Origin of the sequence: Curtobacterium sp. ME12, from assembly GCF_903970855.1 — a bacterium.
Classification (GTDB): Bacteria; Actinomycetota; Actinomycetes; order Actinomycetales; family Microbacteriaceae; genus Curtobacterium; species Curtobacterium poinsettiae_A.
On record NZ_CAJCKD010000004.1, the window covers coordinates 1 to 19,743 of the forward strand.

The following is a 19,743-nucleotide window of genomic DNA, read 5'->3' on the forward strand; positions in this document are numbered from 1 at the left end:
ATCGGCATCGACTCGTGGGCGGTCGACTACGGCCTGCTCCGCGACGGCCGACTGCTCGGGCTGCCGTCGCACTACCGCGACGACCGGCACCAGGGCGGTGTCGTCCCCGTGCACGACCGGATGGACGCCACCGGGCTGTACGCCCGGAACGGCCTGCAGCACCTGCCGTTCAACACCGTGTTCCAGTGGGCTGCCGACCCGTCGCTGCAGCTCGCGCAGCGTGCGCTGCTGGTCCCCGACCTGCTCGGGTACTGGCTGACGGGGGTCGAGGCGGCCGAGCGCACGAACGCCTCGACGACCGGGGCACTGAACGCGACCACCCGTGGGTGGGACCCGGCGGTGCGGGCTGCTGCGGGCCTCCCGGCCGGGCTGCTGCCCACGCTGCGCGACCCGGGCGACCGACTCGGCCCGCTGCTGCCGTCCGTCGTCGAGCTCGTCGGCGGCCGAGCCGACGTGACGCTGGTCGGCTCGCACGACACGGCGAGCGCCGTCGTCGCGGTCCCCGCGACGGAACCGGACTTCGCCTACATCTCGTCGGGCACGTGGTCGCTCGTCGGCGTCGAGCTCGACGCGCCCGTCCTGTCGGACGCGGCGCGACGCGCGAACTGCACGAACGAGGGCGGTGTCGACGGCCGCGTCCGGTTCCTGAAGAACGTGTCCGGGCTGTGGTTGCTGTCGGAGAGCGTCCGCACCTGGGAGCGCGGTGGCGACCACGTCGACCTGGAGGCCCTGCTCGCCTCCGCCGCGGCCGTCACCGCCCCGGTCCCCGTCTTCGACCCCGCGGACGAGTCGTTCACGGCGCCCGGCGACATGCCGGCGCGGATCGCCGCGTGGTGCGCGGCGCACGGCCTGAGCGCCCCCGCGTCGCGCGCGGAGTTCGTCCGGAGCATCCTCGAGTCGCTCGCGACGGCGTACGCCGAGACCCTGCGCACCATCGCCGACGTGACCGGCAAGGCCATCCGGGTCGTGCACGTCGTGGGCGGCGGCTCGCAGAACCGGCTGCTCTGCCAGCTGACCGCGGACCGGACCGGCCTGCCGGTCGTGGCCGGACCGGTCGAGGCGACCGCACTCGGCAACGTGCTGGTGCAGGCGCGCGCCGCTGGACTCGCTGGCCTCGGAGGGGCTTCACTGGAGGCACTCCGCAGCATCGTCGCACGGAGCGTCGAGCCCGTGCGGTACACCCCGTCGGCGTCGTCGCGCGCCGATCCCGATCGATCCCCCGTCAGGAGCCACGCATGACCACGACCGACGACCAGCACCGGATCGACCCCGCGACCGGGGCACCGGCGCCCGCGACCGGTTCCGCGTCCGACGCTCGCACGCGGGTCAAGCGGCAGCTGCCGACGGTGCGGGACCTCGCGCCGCTCATGCAGTTCAAGAAGCCCTCACTGCCGGGTCGGCGACAGCGGCTCGAGTCGGCACTGACGATCTGGGACCTCCGCGACATCGCCGCCCGCCGCACGCCGAAGGCCGCGTTCGACTACACCGAGGGCGCCGCCGAGGCCGAGATCTCGCTCGCCCGCGCCCGCCAGGCGTTCGAGGACATCGAGTTCACGCCCGCGATCCTGCGCGACGTGTCGTCCGTGGACACCTCGCGCTCGGTGTTGGGTGCGCCGGTCGCGTACCCGTTCGGCATCGCCCCCACCGGGTTCACGCGGATGATGCAGACCGAGGGTGAGCGGGCCGGTGCCCGGGCCGCCGGACGTGCCGGCATCCCGTTCTCGCTCTCCACGATGGGAACCACCGCGATCGAGGACGTCCGCAACGCCAACCCGAACGGCCGTAACTGGTTCCAGCTGTACATGTGGAAGGACCGGGAGAAGTCGATGGCGCTGGTCTCCCGCGCCCAGCAGGCCGGGTTCGACACCCTGCTCGTCACGGTGGACGTCCCCGTCGCGGGTGCGCGGCTGCGGGACAAGCGGAACGGGTTCTCGATCCCGCCGCAGCTGAGTGCCCGGACCGTGGTGAACGCGATCCCGAGGCCGTGGTGGTGGTTCGACTTCCTGACCACCGAACCGTTGGCGTTCGCGTCGCTCGACCGCTGGTCCGGCACCGTCGGCGAGCTGCTCGACCACATGTTCGACCCGACCGTCACCTACGAGGACCTCGCCTGGATCCGTGACCAGTGGCAGGGCAAGGTCGTCGTGAAGGGCGTGCAGTCGCTGGCCGACGCCAAGCGCCTGGCGGACCTGGGGGTCGACGGCATCACGCTGTCGAACCACGGGGGCCGGCAGCTGGACCGCGCCCCGGTGCCCTTCCACCTCCTGCCCGCCGTGGTCAAGGAGGTCGGGAAGGACACCGAGGTGCACCTCGACACGGGCATCATGTCCGGCGCCGACATCGTCGCCGCCGTGGCCCTCGGCGCGAGGTTCACGATGGTCGGCCGTGCCTACCTGTACGGGCTGATGGCCGGTGGCGAGGCCGGGGTGGACCGGATGATCCAGATCCTGTCCGAGCAGATCGAGCGGACCATGCGGCTGCTCGGGGTGGCCTCGCTCGACGAACTCGAGCCGGGGCACGTGACGCAGCTGAAGCGGTTGCAGCCGGTCCCCCGGGTCTGACCCGCCGGGTCACCGCGTGTTGCACGCTGCACGTTCGTCGGTCGGACACCGGGCGTTCGTCGGTCGATTTCCGTGACGCCCCCCGAACGGGTCACAGATGATGCAAGATGTCCGTGGACGCGTCAACGAAACCCTCGGCATCCGGCCGGCTGGTGCGTCCGTCCCTCCCCGCATCCTGCGCCCGAGCATCCACGAGGAGCCCGACATCTCGACCCGAAGCACGTGCACGCCCTCGCGCGGCACGACCCCACGTCACACGTCCACGACCCCGTCCACCCGAGGGGGCGCCCGATGATCCGCCACCGCGCGATCCTGGCGGTCGCGACCGCCGGTGCCCTGGTCCTCGGCGTCCCCACCGCCGCCTCCGCCCGCACCTGGTGGGGCTGGGACGGCGAACGCCGCTGGCACAACGCCCCGGTGAACCCCACCCCGACGCCCGCCCCGGACGAGACGGAGACCCCGGCCCCCACCGACGAGTGGACCCCGGTTGCGGAGCCCACGCAGGACTCCGCGCCGATCGAGGACTCCGCCCCCGTCGCCGAGCCCGCACCCGAGGCCGAGCCCGCACCCGAGGCCGAGCCCGAGCCCGAGCCCGAGGCCGAGGCTGCGCCGGAAGCGGCGCCCGAAGCGGGTGCTTCCCCCGCGGACCTCTCCGCGATCGCACCGGACGCCTCGTTCGTCGAGGACTTCACCGAGGACGCCGTCACCGGGCTAGTCTCGTCGCTCTACCCGCAGTCGTGGCAGGCCTACCCCGACGGCACCTCGGGCATCTACGCGCCGAGCAAGACGGTGTCGGTGCACGACGGCGTGATGGACGTCGCCCTCGGCACCGGTGCCGGAGCGGCCGGCACCTTCGGCTCCTCCGACGGTGCCTGGGACCACGTCGGTGGCTCCTTCGCGGTCCGCGCGAAGGCGACCGGTGGCGACGGCAACGGTGCGGCCTTCATGCTGTGGCCGACGTCGAACGTCTGGGCCGACGGCGAGATCGACTTCCCCGAGGGCAACTTCGAGGACAGCCCCTCGGTGTTCCACCACTCGATGACCCCGGGCAAGGAAGCGGAGCGCGTCCGGCTCGGCACCGGCGTCTCGTGGCGCGACTGGCACACCTACAAGGTCGACTGGGTCCCCGGCGAGTCCGTGACGTACAGCGTCGACGGCAAGGTCCTCGGCACGATCACGCACGACGTGCCGACGACCCCGCACCGCTTCATGTTCCAGGTCGGCAACTGGGGCGAGAAGGGCAACCTGCTCATCGACTGGGTCTCGACGACCGAGTAGCGTCCGCAGGTCCGCACCACGCACGGACGGGAGGCCCGGTGCCAGCTGGCACCGGGCCTCCCGTCCGTCTGCGTGGTGACCTTCCTGGGGGCACCGCGGAGCTTGTGGACTAGCGCTCCTCGTCGACGAGCGCGATGAAACGGCTGCCGATGCCCTCGACCTCGCGACGCGTCAGGCCGGCGGTGGGCTCGGGCGCCTGGTAGGGGGCGTGGTAGTCGCACATCAGGTAGTCCCACTCGGGCCACCACTTCTTCGGGCGTGCTTCTTCGTCGAAGCCGCAGACCACGCACTCCAGGCGCGTCCAGACCTTCTTGGTGCCGGTGCGGTTGGCGCGAGACTGCACGAGCCAGGCGGGCGGGTCCTGCTCGATCGCGTCGAGCTCGGCTTCGCTCAGGCGCGACGGGATGCCGTGGCGGGTCGCCATCTCGAGGGGGATGTCGAGCCGGACGGCGGCTTCGCGGCGGGAGAGCATCCGTCCAGGGTAGGTCCTGCTCACCGCCACCTCGAACTGCGATGGCGGGAAACCGCCAGCGACCGCTCCCGCGCCTGGCGAGACTGGGTCGGAGCTCGCGACTGCCGCGAAGCCAGACCGAGAGCCGAGCGCCGTGCACCACACCCCCATCGACCCCGCGATCCTGTACTTCGGCACGCCCGTGGCGCTGCTGAGCACCGTCGCCGAGGACGGCACCACGAACACCGCCCCCATGTCGTCGATCTTCTGGCTCGGGCAGACGGCCGTCCTCGGGATGGGAAGCCGTTCGCAGACCGCTCGGAACCTGCTCGCCACCGGGGAGTGCGTCATCAACCTCCCGTCCGCCGATCTGGTGACCGCGGTGGACGCACTCGCCCTCACGACCGGACGATCCCCCGTCCCCACGGGCAAGGCGCACGTCCGGTACCGCCACGAGCCGGAGAAGCTCCGCCTCGCCGGGCTCCACGGCCGCCCGGGCGACACCGTCCGTGCGGAACGGATCGACGAGTGCCCAGTCAACCTCGAAGCGCACGTCGTGCACACGCGACCGCTCACATCCGACCACGACACCTTCGTCTTCGAAGCCGCGATCAGCCGCGTCCACGTGCACGACACCATCCGGATGGCGGGCACCGCGAACCGGATCGATCCCGCGCTGTGGCGTCCGCTCATCATGAGCTTCCAGCGGTTCTACGGCCTCGGCGGCGAGCTCCACCCGTCTCGGCTCGCCGGCATCGACGAGGAGTGGTACCGGTAGCGAGCGGCCTCCGACCGCGGACTTTCCTCGAGCGGGCGGTCCGTGTATGGTCTCGATCACTGAGGTAAAAGGCGCCGCGATCTGCGACGCACCCGCACGCGGCATCGAACGAGTCGCCACTTCTTCCCTCGAAGGAGTGCGCCATCGTGTCCCCCAGTCCCGCTCGCACCACCGGGCACGTGCCCGGCGGTGGTTCGTCTCCTCGTCTGCACGACGCCTGGATCGCCCTCGCCGGGCTCTCCGCGGTGTTCCTGTTCGAGATGCTCGACAACTCCGTGCTCAACGTCGCCCTGCCGACGATCGGCCGTGACCTGGGCTCGTCGACGACGGGCCTGCAATGGGTCTCAGGTGCCTACTCGGTCGCCTTCGGAGGGCTCATGCTGCTCTTCGGCGCGGTCGCCGACCGCATCGGCCGCCGCCGGGTGATGCTCGCCGGGCTCGTCCTGCTGGCCCCGGCGAGCCTCGCCACGGCGGTGGTCACGTCGACCGAGCAACTGATCGCCGTGCGGGTCGCGATGGGCGTCGCCGCGGCGATGACGACGCCCGGTTCGATGGCGCTCGCGTTCCGCCTCTTCGACGACGAAGGTCTGCGGGTGCGGGCGCTCACCGTCATCTCGACGGCGGGGCTCGTGGGGCTGGCCGTCGGTCCGACCGTCGGCGGGTTCGTGCTCGCCGTCGCTCCGTGGCAGGTGCTGCTGCTGGCCGACGTGCCGATCGCGGTCCTCGCGCTCGTCGGCATCCGGTTGGGTGTCGCACACGACGAAACGGCGGAGCTCCGTCGCGATCCGGTCGACGTGGTCGGAGCGCTGCTCGGCACCGTGACCACGGCCGGAGCGCTCGTGGCGCCGACGATCCTGGTGGAGTCCGGAGCCGCTGGCTGGTGGGGGTGGGCCGTCCTCGCGCTCGCCGTCAGCTGCGGGGTGGGGTTCGTCGCCCGCGAGCGGACCGCGCGGCACCCGCTGATCGACCTGCACCTGCTCGCCCGACCACTCGTCTCGAGCGGCCTCGCGTTCAAGGCCGCGTCGGGTCTGGCCGTCGCCGGACTGTCGTACCTCGTGACCCTGCAGCTGCAGTTCGCCTGGGGCTGGTCGCCGGCCCTGGCCGCGGTCGGGACGCTGCCGCAGTTGGTCGTGCTGCTCGTCGGCGGCCGCTTCGTCGGGCCGTTCGTGCAGCGGGTCGGCCTGGGCCGCGCCGCCTGGACGAGCGTCCTCTCGGTCGTCTCCGGTCTCGCGGTCTTCGGCGCACTGAGCCGGTACGGGTACCCGTGGGTGCTCGTCGCGCTCGTGCTCGTCGCCGCCGGCATGCGGGTCGTCGGCGTCGTCGCCGGCGCGTCGGTCCTCACGGGGCTGCCCGCGGATCGCACCTCCGTCGGAGCGGCGCTCGTCGACACTTCGAGCGAGCTCGCGGGCGGTGCCGCCGTCGCCGCGGCGGGGACCATCGTCGCCGCCTTCGTCGCCGGGAGCATCACCACGACCACCTGGACGGCCGCCCGGCTCGAGCGCTTCCAGGACGCCCTCACCGTCGCCGGGCTCGGCCTTGCCGCGGTTGCAGCACTGCTCGTCGTGGTCGGCATGCTCCGAGCCCGGCCCGCCGTCGAACCGCGAGGCGCGGCGCCGGCCGAACCCGTCGACACCACCCCTGCACACACCGACCCGATCACCATCACCCAGGAGACCTCCCGTGCCTGACACCATCGCCCTCCCCCGCCCGCCGTTCGACCCCGAGTTCGTGCCCTTCCTCACCGCCATGGACGCGCGCGGCCGCTTCCACCTCACAGCCGAGATGCTCCCGCAGATGCGACAGCTGGACACGACGGAGGCGCAGCTCGACGAAGGACTGCGTGCTCGCGGCCTCGAGCGGAGCAGCATCACGATCCCGGGGTTCGGCGGCGACCCGATCGACCTCGCCGTGATCCAGCGCCTCGGCCGCACCGGCACGGCTGCGCTGGCCTACGCGATCCACGGCGGCGGCATGATGTTCGGTCACCACCTCGGCAACCTCGACTCCTACGACGAGTGGCTCCTGGTGCACGACGTCGTCCTGGTCAGCCCCGACTACCGCCTGGCGCCGGAACACCCGGACCCCTACCCGGTCGAGGACTGCTACGCCGGTCTCGTATGGGCAGCCGAGCACGCCGACGAACTCGGCATCGACCCGGAGCGCATCGTGCTCGTGGGGCAGAGCGCCGGTGCCGGTCTCGCTGCCGGCACGGCCCTCCTCGCCCGCGACCGGCAGGGGCCGAGCGTCATCGGCCAGGTGCTCGTGAGTCCCATGCTCGACGACCGCGACGCGACCCTGTCGGCTCGGCAGTTCGACGGTGTCGGAGTCGCCGACCGGGAGATGACACGGTTCGGCTGGAACGCCTACCTCGGTGACCGGCGGGGTGGCGAGGACGTGTCCGTCTACGCCGCACCCGGCCGCGCGACCGACCTCGCCGGACTCCCGCCCGCCTACATCGACTGCGGCAGCACCGAGGTGTTCCGCGACGAGACCGTCGCCTACGCCAGCGCACTGTGGGCGGCAGGGGTCCAGGCGGAACTGCACGTGTGGCCGGGAGCGTTCCACGGATCGACGAGCATGATGCCCGACGCGACGCTGTCGCAGCGGGCCGTGCGGGCCCTGCGCGAGTTCACCGGTCGCCTCCTCAGGCCGGCCGTGTGACGCCGGCTCCGGCACGAGCGCACCGGGGCGCTCGTGCCGGACCCGGGTCGCAGCATCGGCTAGATCCGGTCCAGGGACGCCATCGCGACGACGATCGGCCACGCCTCGCCGTCGAGCTGCACGTACCGCAGCCCGCGCGGCAGAGCTCGTCCGTCATCGCACGCGACGACGACTCCCTGCAGCCCGACGAGGTGCCCGGACCCCCGGCTGTAGTGGACACGATCACCGACGACGGGCATGACGATGGTGTCCGCCGCCAGCTCCTCTGCAGCGAGTTCGACGACGAGAGGCCACGACTCCGTGAGCACCTCGGCGAGCTGTGCCTCGAACCCGCCGCGTTCGTCGAGCTCTGCGTCGCGTCGCTCGAGATCCGCGATCCCGGCGGCCGGCAGGGATCGCGGGCCGATCGTGCACGTGGATCCGCATTCCATCGGAACACTCCTGCTGGCGAGGAAGAGCCCCACGCGCGCCACACCGAGCTGCAACGGGACTGGCTCAGCACGGACTCGGCGGAGCCCGAGATGCTTCTTGAACGCGAGGGCGCCAGGCCGTCGCTCGTCACCGTTGTCCATCGGGTCGCCTTCGGGTCGGCTTCTCGCAGCCTCGGGTCAGGCTGTTCCCGGACCGTACTGCCGGACCGTCAGCCCACACGACGGTTCCTCACCGATCTTGCGGTATCCAGCAACGCCGATTCGGAGTTCGCGCCGGCGTTGCCGCTGTTGGTTCCGACCTGGGCCTCTTCGGCGGGCGGGCCCCTCTTCGTCCCGGCGAGCTCTTCGCCGCAGCGCCCGACGGACCCCCGTGAGCACGGCGCCGCACACGACCGTGACGACGATGCCGATGGCCGTCCCGCCGGCCGATCCGCTTCCGTGGTTCGACCATGGCAGCCCGAGAGCCCGCTGGAGCGCGGAGCCGGACCTCGCTCGTCGGCCGTGAACCGATGCTCCCGACAGCAATAGTTGCCCATTGAGTAAACTTGCCCATTGGGCAAATATGTCCTAGGTTGGCGTCATGACAGACGAGGTCTCGTTCCGTGAGCAGAAGAAGGCAGCGATCCGTGACGCGTTGAGCGTGACGACAGTGCTGCTCGCCCGGGAGCGGGGGCTCGACAACATCCGTGTCGAGGACATCGTCAGCGAGGTCGGGGTGTCGAGGCGGACGTTCGGGAACTACTTCTCGAGCAAGGAAGACGCGATCGCGGACCGCCACGTGCAACGCGTGCGCACGGCGGCCGTCGATCTGCTGCAGCGGCCACGCGCGGAGCCGCTGTGGACTGCCGTCACGGAGGCGCTGCTCGCTCCGTACGAGGCGGAAGAGACGACGACCCCCTCGCAGGAGGAGCAGAGCGGACTGCTCGCAGTGCTGTCGACTCCAGGCATGCAGTCCGCCGTCGACCGAGGTGCCCGCGCAGCGAACACCGTGTTCACGGCCGCCATCGCGACCCGCAGTGACGCAGCACCGGATGACCCCGTGCCTGGTCTGGTGTCCGCCGCGGCGCTGTCGACCTTGTTGACGACGCTGGAGGCCTGGGCGGCGCGCGCAGAGCCGCAACCACTGCAGCCGTTCCTGCGCGATGCGTTCCGACTCCTCGGCGACGGTTTCGACCAGCTTCGCTGACCACGCACTCCACGAACATCGTCAGGAAGAAGATCGTCATGTACGACGTCGTCATCGTCGGAGGCGGACCCGTGGGCGTCTTCGCCGCCTGCGAGCTGAAGCTCGCGGGTGCGAACCCCCTCGTCGTCGAACGCCTCCCCGAGATCAACCAGTGGGACAAAGCGCACGGCTTGACCGGACAGGTCGTCCGGCTCCTCGACCACCGCGGCTTGTTCGAGCGGTGCACCGGGACGTCCGTCCCGGCGCCTGCGCCGCGCTTCTTCTTCGGAGCACTGCCCCTTCCGCTCCATGTGCTCGGCGACCACAACCCGATGTACCTGCTCCACATCAACCAGCGCGACCTCGAGCGCGTACTCAACGACCGCGCAGCAGAACTCGGTGTCGAGATCCGTCGCGGCGTCGAGATGCGCTCCTTCACCCAACACGACGACTCCGTCACCGTCGACGTCGTCGACGTCGCGACCGGAGCTGCGAGCACCGTGTCGGCGCAGTACCTCGTGGGCAGTGACGGGGCGCGAAGCACTGTTCGGAAGCGCTCCGGTATCGGCTTCCCTGGCAACACCGACCACCACATCGTGGACCGCACAGCCCTGATCGCACCAACTGCGCAGCTGACGCCCGCCGGCCCCGGGAACGTGCACGTCGCGGGTCTGGGAGAGATCGCCGAGAGCTTCCACCGCACTGAGACCGGCGTCGTCACCATCGCCCTCCGTGACCCGGCGCACCCGCTGGTCTACACCGCGGAATGGGAGGACCAGCCTGACCGCAGCTTCCCCGGTGAGGGAGCAGCCATGACATTGACCGAGATGGAGGACAGCCTGGAGCGCGTCCTCGGCGTCCGCCTCGACCTCGACGCGCCGGCCGCCGACGAGCCGACGTTGCTGCGCCGGCTGACTGGTCGGAACACACGCGTCGCTGACCGCTACCGCGACCGGCGGGTCTTCCTCCTCGGCGATGCCGCACACGTGCACTCCGCCGCAGGCGGACCCGGCCTGAACCTCGCACTCCAGGACGCGGCGAACCTCGCCTGGAAACTCGCCGCCGCCCTCCACGGCTGGGCTCCAGCGGGGTTGCTCGACACCTACGAAACCGAGCGCCGCCCGCTCGGACAACGCGTCTTCATGCAGACCCAGGCGCAGACCGCGCTCATGGCGCCCGGCTCGGACGTCACCGCCCTCCGCGACCTCTTCGCCGAGATGCTCGCAGACACGACCACCGTGCAGCGCATCGGAGACCTCCTCGCCGGGTCGGACGTTCGCTACGACATGGGTTGCATGGACCCCGACGGTCCCACCGGACGGTTCGCGCCGTCGACGACGGTCGAGCTCGTCGACGGGGCCGTCCGCAGGATCCCGGAACTGCTCCGCACCGCCCGTCCGATCCTGCTCGACGCGACGGGCGGACACCACGACACCATCGCCCCGTGGGACGACCGCGTCGACCACGTGCCGCTGGCCACGACGCACGAACAGACCTCGATGCTGATCCGTCCCGACGGATTCGTCGCCTGGTCACACACCGACCCCGCCTCCCTCACAGAGGCACTCTCCGCCTGGTTCGGAACACCCGAACACGGCTGTACCGGAAAGGAGTAACGCGTGAACCTCGACGTGATCGGAGCCGCGATCGTCTCGATCAGCGGCGCGCTCTTCGCGACCGCTTCGATCTGGTGCCTGGTCGGTCTGTTCCTCAGAACACGAGCAGTGCCTGAGCTCCCAGCAGCTTCCAGAGCCCACCTGTTCACGTCGGCATCGACGATCTTCGCCGGGCTCGTGGTCCACATCATCGGCTTCTTCCCCGAAGCCTTCGTGCTCATCTACGGAGGCGCGACGTCGATGCTCGTCGCCGCCTTCTTCGCACGTACGACGGAACAGCCCGCTCCCGGCCGGGTCGCGGGACCAGCACTACTCACGGCGGGCGGGATCGTCGCGCTCACCATCGGGCTGCTCATCTGACCGCTGAACAGTCCCATGCGGACGAAAGGACGTGGATCGCCTCCGCCCGAGCGAACTTGCAACGCTCAATCGTCACTGGCGACGAGGAGCGTCAGCACACCGTGCTTCCTGGACACGGCGACGAACTCGATGAATCCCGCCGCTCCGACGACCCCTCCCCACTCGTGGAGAGCACCGGCTCCGAGGTCTGGAAGCTCCCAGACATCCGAGTCCCCGGCCTCGATCGCCCGTGTCTCCGCCCCGATCGCCGAGAGCAGTTCCGGGGGCAGGTCACCCTCTCTCAGGGCCCACGCCCAGATCCGGTCCGCGACTGCTCTGCGCTCGCGACGCCGGAACGCGGGGACCGTGATGTGGGCGAGGAGGTACGGGCCGTGGATCTCTCCTGCTTCCGGCTCCCCCTCGCGCGGTCCCGCGTAGGTGTCCGAGTACCAAGGGTTCCCGATCAGGGCAGCGAGCAGTTCTTCGTCGGAAGCCGTGCGGGCCGCGTCGAATGTGAGGACGTCGATCCAGCGGAAGTCGGCACCGTTCGCCCGGAACGACACGAAGCGCTGCCCGCTGTACCGGAGGGCTGCGCCCTCGGTTGATGCTGTCACCGTCCCCAACCGCCGATCACCGAACGTCAGCGATTCGTTCGTCGAAGCGCCGACCGCCAGAGCCTGAAGCCGGTGGCCAGCAGGAGGGTGCCGAGGACGATGTTGAGGACCACGAGCAACACGTCGAGGTCCGGACGACTCAGACGCACGATGGACGTCGCGATGAAGACCAGTCCGGACACGATGGCGGCGGTGCCCAACACCTTCGCGCTCACGACGTCCACGTGCCGAACCTACTGCTTCCACGCGCCGAGGGATCGACCGCTGCCCCTCGCCGCGGCGCCTCACTCGTCATCGTCGTGTTCCGCGCGAAGGGCCCGCCGGCCCGCGATCCGCCGGACGAGCTTCCGCAGGAAGACGAGCCCGCCCGGAAGTCCAGGAGCGACGGACGGGAGGCCCGGTGCCAGCTGGCACCGGGCCTCCCGTCCGTCTGGTGGTCGCGTCGACGACGCGACCAGATCCGCCGTTGGAGTGTCAGCGCGATCCGACGATCGCGGCCTTGGTCTGGTCACGCAGGTACGCGATGCCGGCCGCGTTCGGGTGGAGTGCACCGAAGAGGATCCGGTACTTCGTCCCGGACAGCGGTGCGCTGTCGGCGGCGGTGCCGTGGTCGGTCAGGGTGAGTCCCGAGATCCATGCGGAACCCGACGCTGCACAGGGCGTGTGCGCGGCGGAACCCCGCAGCGTCGAGACGTAGGTGAAGCCACGAGCCTTCGCCGCAGCCTTGACCGCTCCGTCGAGCGCGTTCTGCGTGCGGTGGAAGTAGGCGGTGTCGGTGGCGGTGAAGGGGAACGCGTTCTGCGGGAACGGCGGTTCGAGTCCGGAATCACCGAGGAGGCTCGAGAAGCATCCCTTCGGGGACCGTGCCGAGCTCGGCGCGATCATCGGGTAGCCGACGACGAACACCTTCGCCCGTGGGGCGCGCTGCGCGATCACGCGGAACGTCGACGCGAGCCGAGGTGCGACGACGGTGCGGATGCGCGCTGCGAGACGATCCCGTTCGACGCCGTGCACGACCGGTGCGTAGTAGTCCTTGCAGTGGTCGTAGGTCTTGCCGTGGATCTCCGAGAACACCGGACCGTCCTTCGTGAGCGCGAGGCAGTTCGCGATGAGGTCGGTGAACCCGAGGTCGTTCCCGCCGATCGACACGGTGACGAGGTCCGTGTCCTTCGACAGCGCATCGGCCTGGACGGGTGCGGTTCCACGTCCGGCACCGGTCGACTGTGGCAACCGGGTGATGTTGTCGGTGGTGGCGCCGGTGCAGGTTCGGTCGTCGAGTCGCAGCCCCAGGGAGGCTGCGACCTGGTGGGGGTAGTCGGTCGTGGACTGGAGACAGCCGACCGCAGGGGTCGCACTGTAGGGGGCCACCCCGAAGCCCGCCGCGTACGAGTCCCCGAGGGCGACGTAGTCCGTCCGGCCGGGCGACGAGGACACTGCGACCGCAGACCCGACGGGCGCTGCACCGTCGGTGGTCGCCGCGGAGACAGGCCCGGCCGCCCCGACAGCGAGCGATGCCGCCGTCAGGACGCCACTGGTGATCAGCAGGGCACCGGTTCGGCGGAGGCGAGGAGCGTGACGCATGGAGCGGTTCCTTCCAGAGAGCCTGTTCGCCAGACGATCGTCTGACAAGTAGACGGTAGGCCGGTGGAGCGCCTCGCACCATGAGAGGGCCACAAGGTGCGGAGGACGCACTCCGGCCACCGCTGTCCGGGGCACGGAGCGTCATCCGATTTGCACGGCCGTCAGGCTCACCTCGAGACCGATTGCACAACATCTCTTGTGCATGTACGGTCGTCCCGTGACCCACGGACGGATCGACGACCCCGCCCAGATGCGCGCCCTCGCCCACCCGACGCGGCTGCGCATCCTCGGCCTGCTGCGCGCGAACGGCGCGCAGACCGCTGCGACCATCGGCGAGGTGATCGATGAGGCTCCGGGCACGATCAGCTACCACTGCACCCGGCTGGCTGCCGCGGGCTTCATCGAACCCGCTCCGGACGCTGGCACGGACCGCCGCGAGCGCTGGTGGCGAGCCGCGCACGACGCCTCCGTCTGGGAGCTCGCCGACGCGTTGGACGACCCGGAGCGGCTGCTCGCCGCGAACGCCCTCGACCACGCCGTCGCCCGCGTGTACGCCGCGAACTACGAAGCCTTCGTCGACCATGCACCGACGTTCGGCCGCGAATGGGTGGCAGCGTCCTCGAGCGCAGACCGCGTGCTCCGGCTCACGGCAGCCGAGCTCCAGGACATGGGTGAGGAACTCCGCGGGGTCGTGGAACGCTGGGCCGACGTGGCCGCCGTCCACCGCACCGGCGACGGGTCCGAGCAGGTCTTCGTGCTGAACCAGGCGTACCGATGGCCGCGCGGTTGAGCCCCCGCGCGCAACTGCGCGCACTGCTCGCGGTGCAGGTGGTGTCGCGCATCGGGAACGTCGTCACCACCATCACCGTGCCGTTCGCCGTCCTCTCGCGTGGCGGGTCCGCGACCGACGTCGGCATCGCCGCGTTCATGGCGACGGTGCCGATCGTGCTCGGTGGCCCGTTCGGTGGAGCTCTCGTGGAGCGGGTGGGCTTCGTCCGCTCCAGCGTCGCATCCGACGTGATCAGCGGGCTCACCCTGCTCGCGATGCCGGTGCTCGCCTGGACCGTCGGTCTGCCGTTCTGGGCACTCCTCGCGCTCGTCTTCGTCAGCGGCCTCTTCGACACCCCCGGCGAGTCCGCGCGACGTGTGCTCCTCCCGGGGCTCGCGACGGCGGCGGATGTCCCGCTCGAACGCGCCGTCGGCCACTTCGAGGCTTCTTCACGGCTGTCGGTGCTGATCGGTGCGCCACTCGGGGGAACCCTGGTCGCCGTCCTCGGTCCGATGCCGGCTCTCGCCTGCGTGGCGATCGCCTTCGGGGCGTCCGCGCTGCTCATGGCACTCACGGTCCGCGGTGCGGCGGCACCGGTCGAGTCCTCCGAACCCGTGGAGTCGCAAGGGTACTGGCGCGACATCGCCGACGGGTTCCGGTTCTGCGTCCGCGACCCACTGTTCCGGCTCGTCGTCGCGCTGGTGCTCGTGACGAACCTGCTCGACGCCGCACGCTCGACGACACTCCTGCCGCTCTACGCCGACGAGCAGCTGGGTGGCGCGCAGGCACTGGGGCTCGTCACCGGCGTCTTCGGGGGCGCAGCGTTCCTCGGCTCCGTCGCCTTCGGGTACGTGGCACACCGCGTGCCGCGGCGGGTGGTCTTCGCCCTGTGCTTCGTGCTCGCCGGCGGGCCGTCCCTCGTGGTCCCGGCGCTCGGGCTCGGCCTGCCGTGGATGCTCGCGTCCGCCGCGCTCTCCGGTCTCGCGGCAGGTTCGATCAACCCGATCCTCGGCGCCGTGGAGCTCGAGCGCATTCCCGAGCACATGCGTGCGCGGGTGTTCGGACTGCTCGGTGCCGGCGCGTGGGCGGGCATCCCCGTCGGCGGCCTGCTCGCCGGGCTCGCCGCCGACGGGGTCGGGGTCCAGGCCACCTTCGCCGGCATCGCGGTCCTCTACACCGTCGTGACGCTCACACCGTTGCTCGGCGGATCGTGGCGGCTCATGGAGCGCCGCCGGGTCGCGGTGTCAGCGGCACCGACGGTTTGACATCCGGTGGTCCGCCCGAGCCGCCGCCTAGGCTGCGGAGGTGACCAGGCACCGGACGAACACCCGACGAGCGATCGTCGTGACCGTTCTGATCCTGGGTGCCGCGGCCGTCCTGTTCATCGGACTGCGCGCCGCACTGCTGTTCGCGGGGGCGACGGAAGGCGACGTGCCGACGTCGTCGTCGATCACCCTGCCTGCCGGGAGCAAGGTGGTCCACGAGGACAAGGAGTGCGCATCCGGTGGATGCTGGTCGGTCGTGTCCGTGCAGCCACCGACGGGGGTGAGCCCGTCCGAACTGTCGACGGCGTTGGGCACCGAGCCGCTCGCGAGACGGCCCGGGACGCTGTGGGATCCCCGCGTCGTCAACCTGACCTCGGAGGTCCAGGGGGAGCTCCTCGTGGTCCGCGCGGACTACTGGTCCCGCGAAGCCCCGCCCTGACTCGCGTCGGGTCAGCCGCGGTCGCGTGCCATTCCTGCTTCGGTGTTGCGAGTGCCGACAGCCACCCCGTGCGGGGAGGCAGCTTCGATGCGTTCGAGGTCGCTCGTGGTGAGCACGCTCCCTGACCGATCGAGCTACGGAACCGGGCGCTGCACGATCGAACTCTGTCTCCTCGGTTGCGTCGGACTTCCGCCAGGGGTCGAAATCGAGGTGTCCGGGCACATCGAGGTCGCCGAGCGTCCTCCGCGCTGCTTCGTCCTGGGGCAGTTCGGGCACGGCCGGGCCGTCGGTCCAGCCGTGGTGCAACAGGCTCGATCAGATGAGCTGCCCATCCGTCCCGAGGTCACATCGACGGCGCGTCAGCCTTCCCAGGGCCAGTACGTCTGGCAGGTCTCGGGGCCACCGTTCGTCGACACGCAGACCTGGGTCGGACCCCAGAGCGAGAAGGCGACGAATGCGACCTGCAGCACCGACAGGCTCAGGCCGACGATGAACAGGGCACGGACGCGGCGACGGTCATTCCGGACGCCGGTCAGCAGCGAGCCGAACGCGGCGAGCAGCCCGCCGGCCGGGACCACGAGTCCGAGGACGACGGTCACGGTCATCAGGAGGGCGAATTCGCCTCGGGTCGCGCCGAAGCGTCGCCCGGCGTGCAGTGCAGTCACGGTGGCGAGCACATTGGCCCGCGGGGCACGCGGATGCTCCCCTCCCGGGCCGACGACCGCGACTCAGCCGTCGCTGCGCTCCCGACGACGCACCTGCAGGGTGCCGATCCCCTGCACGATGCAGAGGACGCCGCTCGCGACGACGACGACCCCGGTCACGACCCGGCCGACGGAGAACCCGCCGAACAGCAGCGGCGCGACCGCGACACCGATGAAGATCGCGCCCATCACGATGACGACGACCGGGTTCTGGGCGACGAAGAACCGGCGGCCACCGTTGGCCTCGGCGATCGCCCGGTCCCGGGCACGAGGGACGGCGTCCGGTGATCGACCCGCGCGGCGATCCGCACGCCGTCGCCGACCGCGCAGGACCAACCACACCGCTGCGCCGATGACGACGGCCGCTCCGATCGCGATCCACTCGACGAGCTGGAAGAACCCGAAGACGATCACCAGGACGAACCCGACCGCGACGCCCACGAACATGTCCGTGGTCATCCGGTCCGTCCGGCCGTCGCCACTCGTGACGTAACCGGGGCGGCGTTCGTACGGGTCGTGCTCGTCCACGGCCGGTTCGTCGGCCCGTTCGGTTCCCATGCTCCGAACCTACCGATAGCGCTGCGGACCCGTCAGCCGACGCGTGCGGCCGGCTGCTCGGCCCGGGCCCCCTGCGCCGGACGCCGCTCGCGCATGATCGCGACCGCCTGGCGGAGCGACAACCCCGGCAGGTAGGTGCGGACGATCGCGACGCCGATCGTGGGCAGCGCGACCGGGTCCGGGTACGCCATCACCAGGGGGTGCAGGTCGGGGCCGAACTTCGCCTTGAAGCGCAGCAGGGAGCGGAACCCGTAGACCGGCTCGAGCGCACCACCGACGACGTCGAGGACCGATTCGACGCCGCTCCGACCGGCACCCTGCGGCTCGGCCGACGACGCGAGCGGGGCGGCGGACAGGCTGAGCCGCTCGGCACCGTCGGCGCGCATCCGGTCGACCGCACTCGCGACCAGGAACTCCATCACACCGTTCGGGGCGTCCGGCGCACGACGCATCACGTCGAGCGTCCACCCGCCCACCTGCCCGGCACGGTACGCGGGCAGCCAGCTGGTGACGGCGAGCACCGTGCCGTCCTCACTCAGGGCGACGAGCGCCCGGACGGCGGGGTCGCGCATCTCGTCGATCCCGCCGAGCGTGAACCCCATCTCGGGCAGTTCGCGCTCGGCGACCCACTCCTCCGAGATCGCCTCGATCTGGCGCGTGACCGAGCCGGGCAGCGAGGCCCAGTCCGACCAGAGTGCGGTGGTGCCGGACCGAGCAGCCTTGTTGACGGCCGTGCGGACGTCCTGCTTGCGCTTGCCCGAGGTCGTCCAGGTGCGCGGGTCGAGGTCGGCGTCCTCGGCAACGGGGAGCGTCGTCCAACCGAGTCGTGTGAGTGCCGTGCCGAGCGTGGCGTCGATGCCGTAGAAGACGGGCGTCCACCCGTGGTCGTCCGCGGCCCGGGCGAAGCCCTCGAGTGCCGCGAGCCGCGCGTCCTCGTGTCCGAAGGGGCCGCCGGTCGTCACCGCGACGCTGCCGGTCCGGTGGTAGGCGACACCGGCGCGGCCGTCCTCGGTGAACCAGTACTCGTTGCCGGGCCAGGTGGTCATCCACCCGAAGGTGTCACCACCGCCCGCGACCAGCAGGGCACGAGCTGCCACCCGGGCGGCGTCCTGCCCGTCGAGGTCGCTGTCCGAGCGTCCAGCCCCGGTCGGCCGGACCGCGGCGATCGCCACGGCGAGCCACAGGAGCGGGCCGGAGGCGCCCACGACGAACCGCAGCGCCGGCTCGGCCTGCGCCAGGTGCGTGGGCAGGGTCACGGGGGCGATCGGACCGAGCACGGCGAGCGCCAGGTGGAGGGGCTCGCGCACGCTGTCGCCCGAAGCCACGGCGACACCGACGACGACGACCGCGAGCACCACGGCCGAGCCTGCGACCGTGATCACGAAGGTCAGCAGACGTCGCCGGTCGGTCCGGACCGGGAAGTCCGCGCGGCGCAGGACGAGCACCACCGCCGTTGCGACCGGCACCAGCACGGACGCGACGATCGAGAGCGAGACCGCGAGGTGGTCCGACGCCAGGCGCTGCACGACGGCGTGGTGGCGTTCGGGCAGCACGCCGTACGAGACGGCGGTCGCGACGCCGGTGACCAGGTCGACGGTCACGACGAGCCACAGTGCGAACCGGCTGCCGCGTCGGAGACCCACGGCACCGACCGCCAGGACCACGAGCGGCATCACGGCCAGCAGCGAGTGGAACAGGCCGTGCGGGTGCACCGCGGCGAGCGCCCGGACGCAACCGGCGGTCACCCCGGTCACCGAGCAGTGCGGCATCCGCCCGGTCGGCCCGGTGTCGAGCACCACGGCGAGCGGGGCGAGCAGCCCGAACTGGGCACCGGTGACGAGCGCGAGGACGGGACCGACGGCCGACACGGTCACCGCGGCCACCAGCAGCACCCGGGTCTCGCGTGAGGAACTCCGGGTCCAGCCGCTCCGCACCGGTGAGCGTCGCAGCACGCGGCCGAGCACCAGGCCGACGAGCAGGGCGAGCGCCGCGTGCAGGTCGGACGCGTGTCCGGCGTAGAGCAGCAGTGCCGCGACGACGGCGATCGACACCACCCGGATGCGGCGTCGCCACAGCGCGCCGGCGAACGCACTCGCGGTGACGACGGTCCCGACGATCCAGGTCCAGGGGCCGACGTGTCCCAGGTGCACGAGGAAGCCACGGTCCGCCGGGGCGCCGTCGAACAGCTGCAGCAGGGCACCGAGCCCGGTGCCCACCACGGTCGTGACGACCATCGCGAGCAGGGTGCGTCGCCAGCCGAGCAGCCGTTCGGACGCCGCGGTGCACACCACGACGGCGACGAAGGTGACGAGGAACCCGACGACGCTGCTCGTCACCGCGACCACGCCGAGCGGACCCATCGTCCCGCCCAGGGTGTCGAGCGTCCGACCGTCCTTCGTGCCGAGGCACCTGAGCACCACTGCGGCGACGCCGGCGACGATCGTCAGGGCCGAGACGACGCTCGTCAGCGGGTACCGACGGGCTGCCGGCACGAGCCGTCTCGGGTGCGCCCACGCGAGGGCCGCGACCACCG

General features: G+C 71.2%; 20 protein-coding genes. 12 read left to right on the forward strand and 8 right to left on the reverse strand.

Translation table 11 applies throughout. The features are described 5' to 3' along the window. From H7A73_RS03610 to H7A73_RS18020, 3 genes are all read left to right on the forward strand, one after another. The coding region (locus tag H7A73_RS03610; protein ID WP_182064718.1) for a rhamnulokinase at positions 1–1,239 on the forward strand (1,239 nt) is incomplete at its 5' end. Continuing rightward, the gene (locus H7A73_RS03615; RefSeq protein WP_182064719.1) at positions 1,236–2,561 is read left to right on the forward strand and encodes an alpha-hydroxy acid oxidase; all 1,326 of its coding nucleotides are present in this window, start codon (positions 1,236–1,238) and stop codon (positions 2,559–2,561) included. The genes H7A73_RS03610 and H7A73_RS03615, both read left to right, overlap by 4 nt. 291 nt (positions 2,562–2,852) lie before the next feature. Further along, a complete protein-coding gene (locus tag H7A73_RS18020) occupies positions 2,853–3,839 on the forward strand; it encodes a glycoside hydrolase family 16 protein (protein ID WP_259362680.1) in 987 nt (328 codons plus the stop codon). A 109-nt stretch (positions 3,840–3,948) separates the two neighbouring features. Here the strand turns inward: H7A73_RS18020 and H7A73_RS03625 are convergent, their stop codons facing one another. Continuing rightward, complete coding sequence (locus H7A73_RS03625) at positions 3,949–4,311, reverse strand: hypothetical protein (RefSeq protein WP_182064720.1); 363 nt, start codon at positions 4,309–4,311, stop codon at positions 3,949–3,951. 133 nt (positions 4,312–4,444) lie between these two features. Between H7A73_RS03625 and H7A73_RS03630 the strand changes: the two genes are divergently transcribed. From H7A73_RS03630 to H7A73_RS03640, 3 genes are all read left to right on the forward strand, one after another. Next, positions 4,445–5,068, forward strand: a complete 624-nt coding sequence (locus H7A73_RS03630) for a flavin reductase family protein (protein WP_182064721.1) — start codon at positions 4,445–4,447, stop codon at positions 5,066–5,068. Positions 5,069–5,328: 260 nt separating this feature from the next. Then, complete coding sequence (locus H7A73_RS03635) at positions 5,329–6,756, forward strand: MFS transporter (protein WP_411469193.1); 1,428 nt, start codon at positions 5,329–5,331, stop codon at positions 6,754–6,756. Next, positions 6,749–7,729 (forward strand): alpha/beta hydrolase, encoded by a 981-nt coding sequence (locus H7A73_RS03640; RefSeq protein ID WP_182064722.1) that lies wholly within the window; start codon positions 6,749–6,751, stop codon positions 7,727–7,729. The genes H7A73_RS03635 and H7A73_RS03640 overlap by 8 nt, the downstream gene beginning before the upstream one ends. Before the next feature lie 59 nt (positions 7,730–7,788). Here H7A73_RS03640 and H7A73_RS03645 read toward each other — a convergent pair whose 3' ends face one another. Then, entirely contained in the window at positions 7,789–8,160 is a 372-nt protein-coding gene (locus tag H7A73_RS03645) for a hypothetical protein (RefSeq protein WP_182064723.1), read from the reverse strand. A gap of 580 nt (positions 8,161–8,740) precedes the next feature. Between H7A73_RS03645 and H7A73_RS03650 the strand changes: the two genes are divergently transcribed. Genes H7A73_RS03650 through H7A73_RS03660 form a run of 3 tightly spaced genes read left to right on the forward strand, consistent with a single transcriptional unit; the run spans position 8,741 to position 11,301 of the window. Continuing rightward, positions 8,741–9,346: a TetR family transcriptional regulator gene (locus tag H7A73_RS03650; protein ID WP_182064724.1), complete on the forward strand. Its 606-nt coding sequence runs from the start codon at positions 8,741–8,743 to the stop codon at positions 9,344–9,346. A gap of 38 nt (positions 9,347–9,384) precedes the next feature. Then, positions 9,385–10,941, forward strand: a complete 1,557-nt coding sequence (locus tag H7A73_RS03655; RefSeq protein ID WP_182064725.1) for an FAD-dependent monooxygenase — start codon at positions 9,385–9,387, stop codon at positions 10,939–10,941. Positions 10,942–10,944: 3 nt separating this feature from the next. Continuing rightward, positions 10,945–11,301 (forward strand): hypothetical protein, encoded by a 357-nt coding sequence (locus H7A73_RS03660; protein ID WP_182064726.1) that lies wholly within the window; start codon positions 10,945–10,947, stop codon positions 11,299–11,301. A gap of 65 nt (positions 11,302–11,366) precedes the next feature. Here the strand turns inward: H7A73_RS03660 and H7A73_RS03665 are convergent, their stop codons facing one another. The 3 genes from H7A73_RS03665 to H7A73_RS03675 form a co-directional block, all read right to left on the reverse strand. Beyond that, the gene (locus tag H7A73_RS03665; protein WP_182064727.1) at positions 11,367–11,894 is read right to left on the reverse strand and encodes a hypothetical protein; all 528 of its coding nucleotides are present in this window, start codon (positions 11,892–11,894) and stop codon (positions 11,367–11,369) included. Between the two features lie 26 nt (positions 11,895–11,920). After that, positions 11,921–12,118: a hypothetical protein gene (locus tag H7A73_RS03670; RefSeq protein ID WP_182064728.1), complete on the reverse strand. Its 198-nt coding sequence runs from the start codon at positions 12,116–12,118 to the stop codon at positions 11,921–11,923. A 250-nt stretch (positions 12,119–12,368) separates the two neighbouring features. After that, positions 12,369–13,475: an SGNH/GDSL hydrolase family protein gene (locus tag H7A73_RS03675; RefSeq protein ID WP_182064729.1), complete on the reverse strand. Its 1,107-nt coding sequence runs from the start codon at positions 13,473–13,475 to the stop codon at positions 12,369–12,371. A gap of 217 nt (positions 13,476–13,692) precedes the next feature. Between H7A73_RS03675 and H7A73_RS03680 the strand changes: the two genes are divergently transcribed. From H7A73_RS03680 to H7A73_RS03690, 3 genes are read left to right on the forward strand one after another with little or no spacing between them, the layout of a single operon-like run. Beyond that, a complete protein-coding gene (locus H7A73_RS03680; protein WP_182064730.1) occupies positions 13,693–14,265 on the forward strand; it encodes an ArsR/SmtB family transcription factor in 573 nt (190 codons plus the stop codon). Beyond that, complete coding sequence (locus H7A73_RS03685; RefSeq protein ID WP_182064731.1) at positions 14,250–15,509, forward strand: MFS transporter; 1,260 nt, start codon at positions 14,250–14,252, stop codon at positions 15,507–15,509. Before H7A73_RS03680 ends, H7A73_RS03685 begins: the two co-directional genes overlap by 16 nt. A 40-nt stretch (positions 15,510–15,549) precedes the next feature. Further along, positions 15,550–15,948, forward strand: coding sequence for a hypothetical protein (locus H7A73_RS03690; protein WP_182064732.1), 399 nt, complete (start codon positions 15,550–15,552; stop codon positions 15,946–15,948). 359 nt (positions 15,949–16,307) lie between these two features. On the opposite strand, the gene H7A73_RS03695 is transcribed toward H7A73_RS03690, so the two are convergent. From H7A73_RS03695 to H7A73_RS03705, 3 genes are all read right to left on the reverse strand, one after another. Beyond that, complete coding sequence (locus tag H7A73_RS03695; protein ID WP_182064733.1) at positions 16,308–16,613, reverse strand: hypothetical protein; 306 nt, start codon at positions 16,611–16,613, stop codon at positions 16,308–16,310. 63 nt (positions 16,614–16,676) lie between these two features. After that, positions 16,677–17,210 (reverse strand): hypothetical protein, encoded by a 534-nt coding sequence (locus H7A73_RS03700; RefSeq protein WP_182064734.1) that lies wholly within the window; start codon positions 17,208–17,210, stop codon positions 16,677–16,679. 32 nt (positions 17,211–17,242) lie between these two features. Continuing rightward, on the reverse strand, positions 17,243–19,741 hold the full coding sequence (locus H7A73_RS03705; RefSeq protein ID WP_182064735.1) for a bifunctional lysylphosphatidylglycerol flippase/synthetase MprF: 2,499 nt from the start codon (positions 19,739–19,741) through the stop codon (positions 17,243–17,245). Positions 19,742–19,743: the final 2 nt, after the last annotated feature.

Bases quoted from the DNA above. Each gene is read 5' to 3' on its own strand.
- H7A73_RS03635 (WP_411469193.1), top strand. From the start codon at position 5,329: ATGCTCGACAACTCCGTGCTCAACGTCGCCCTGCCGACGATCGGCCGT.
- H7A73_RS03700 (WP_182064734.1), bottom strand. From the start codon at position 17,210: ATGGGAACCGAACGGGCCGACGAACCGGCCGTGGACGAGCACGACCCG.
- H7A73_RS03655 (WP_182064725.1), top strand. From the start codon at position 9,385: ATGTACGACGTCGTCATCGTCGGAGGCGGACCCGTGGGCGTCTTCGCC.
- H7A73_RS03645 (WP_182064723.1), bottom strand. From the start codon at position 8,160: ATGGAATGCGGATCCACGTGCACGATCGGCCCGCGATCCCTGCCGGCC.
- H7A73_RS03685 (WP_182064731.1), top strand. From the start codon at position 14,250: ATGGCCGCGCGGTTGAGCCCCCGCGCGCAACTGCGCGCACTGCTCGCG.
- H7A73_RS03675 (WP_182064729.1), bottom strand. From the start codon at position 13,475: ATGCGTCACGCTCCTCGCCTCCGCCGAACCGGTGCCCTGCTGATCACC.
- H7A73_RS03625 (WP_182064720.1), bottom strand. From the start codon at position 4,311: ATGCTCTCCCGCCGCGAAGCCGCCGTCCGGCTCGACATCCCCCTCGAG.
- H7A73_RS03650 (WP_182064724.1), top strand. From the start codon at position 8,741: ATGACAGACGAGGTCTCGTTCCGTGAGCAGAAGAAGGCAGCGATCCGT.
- H7A73_RS18020 (WP_259362680.1), top strand. From the start codon at position 2,853: ATGATCCGCCACCGCGCGATCCTGGCGGTCGCGACCGCCGGTGCCCTG.
- H7A73_RS03615 (WP_182064719.1), top strand. From the start codon at position 1,236: ATGACCACGACCGACGACCAGCACCGGATCGACCCCGCGACCGGGGCA.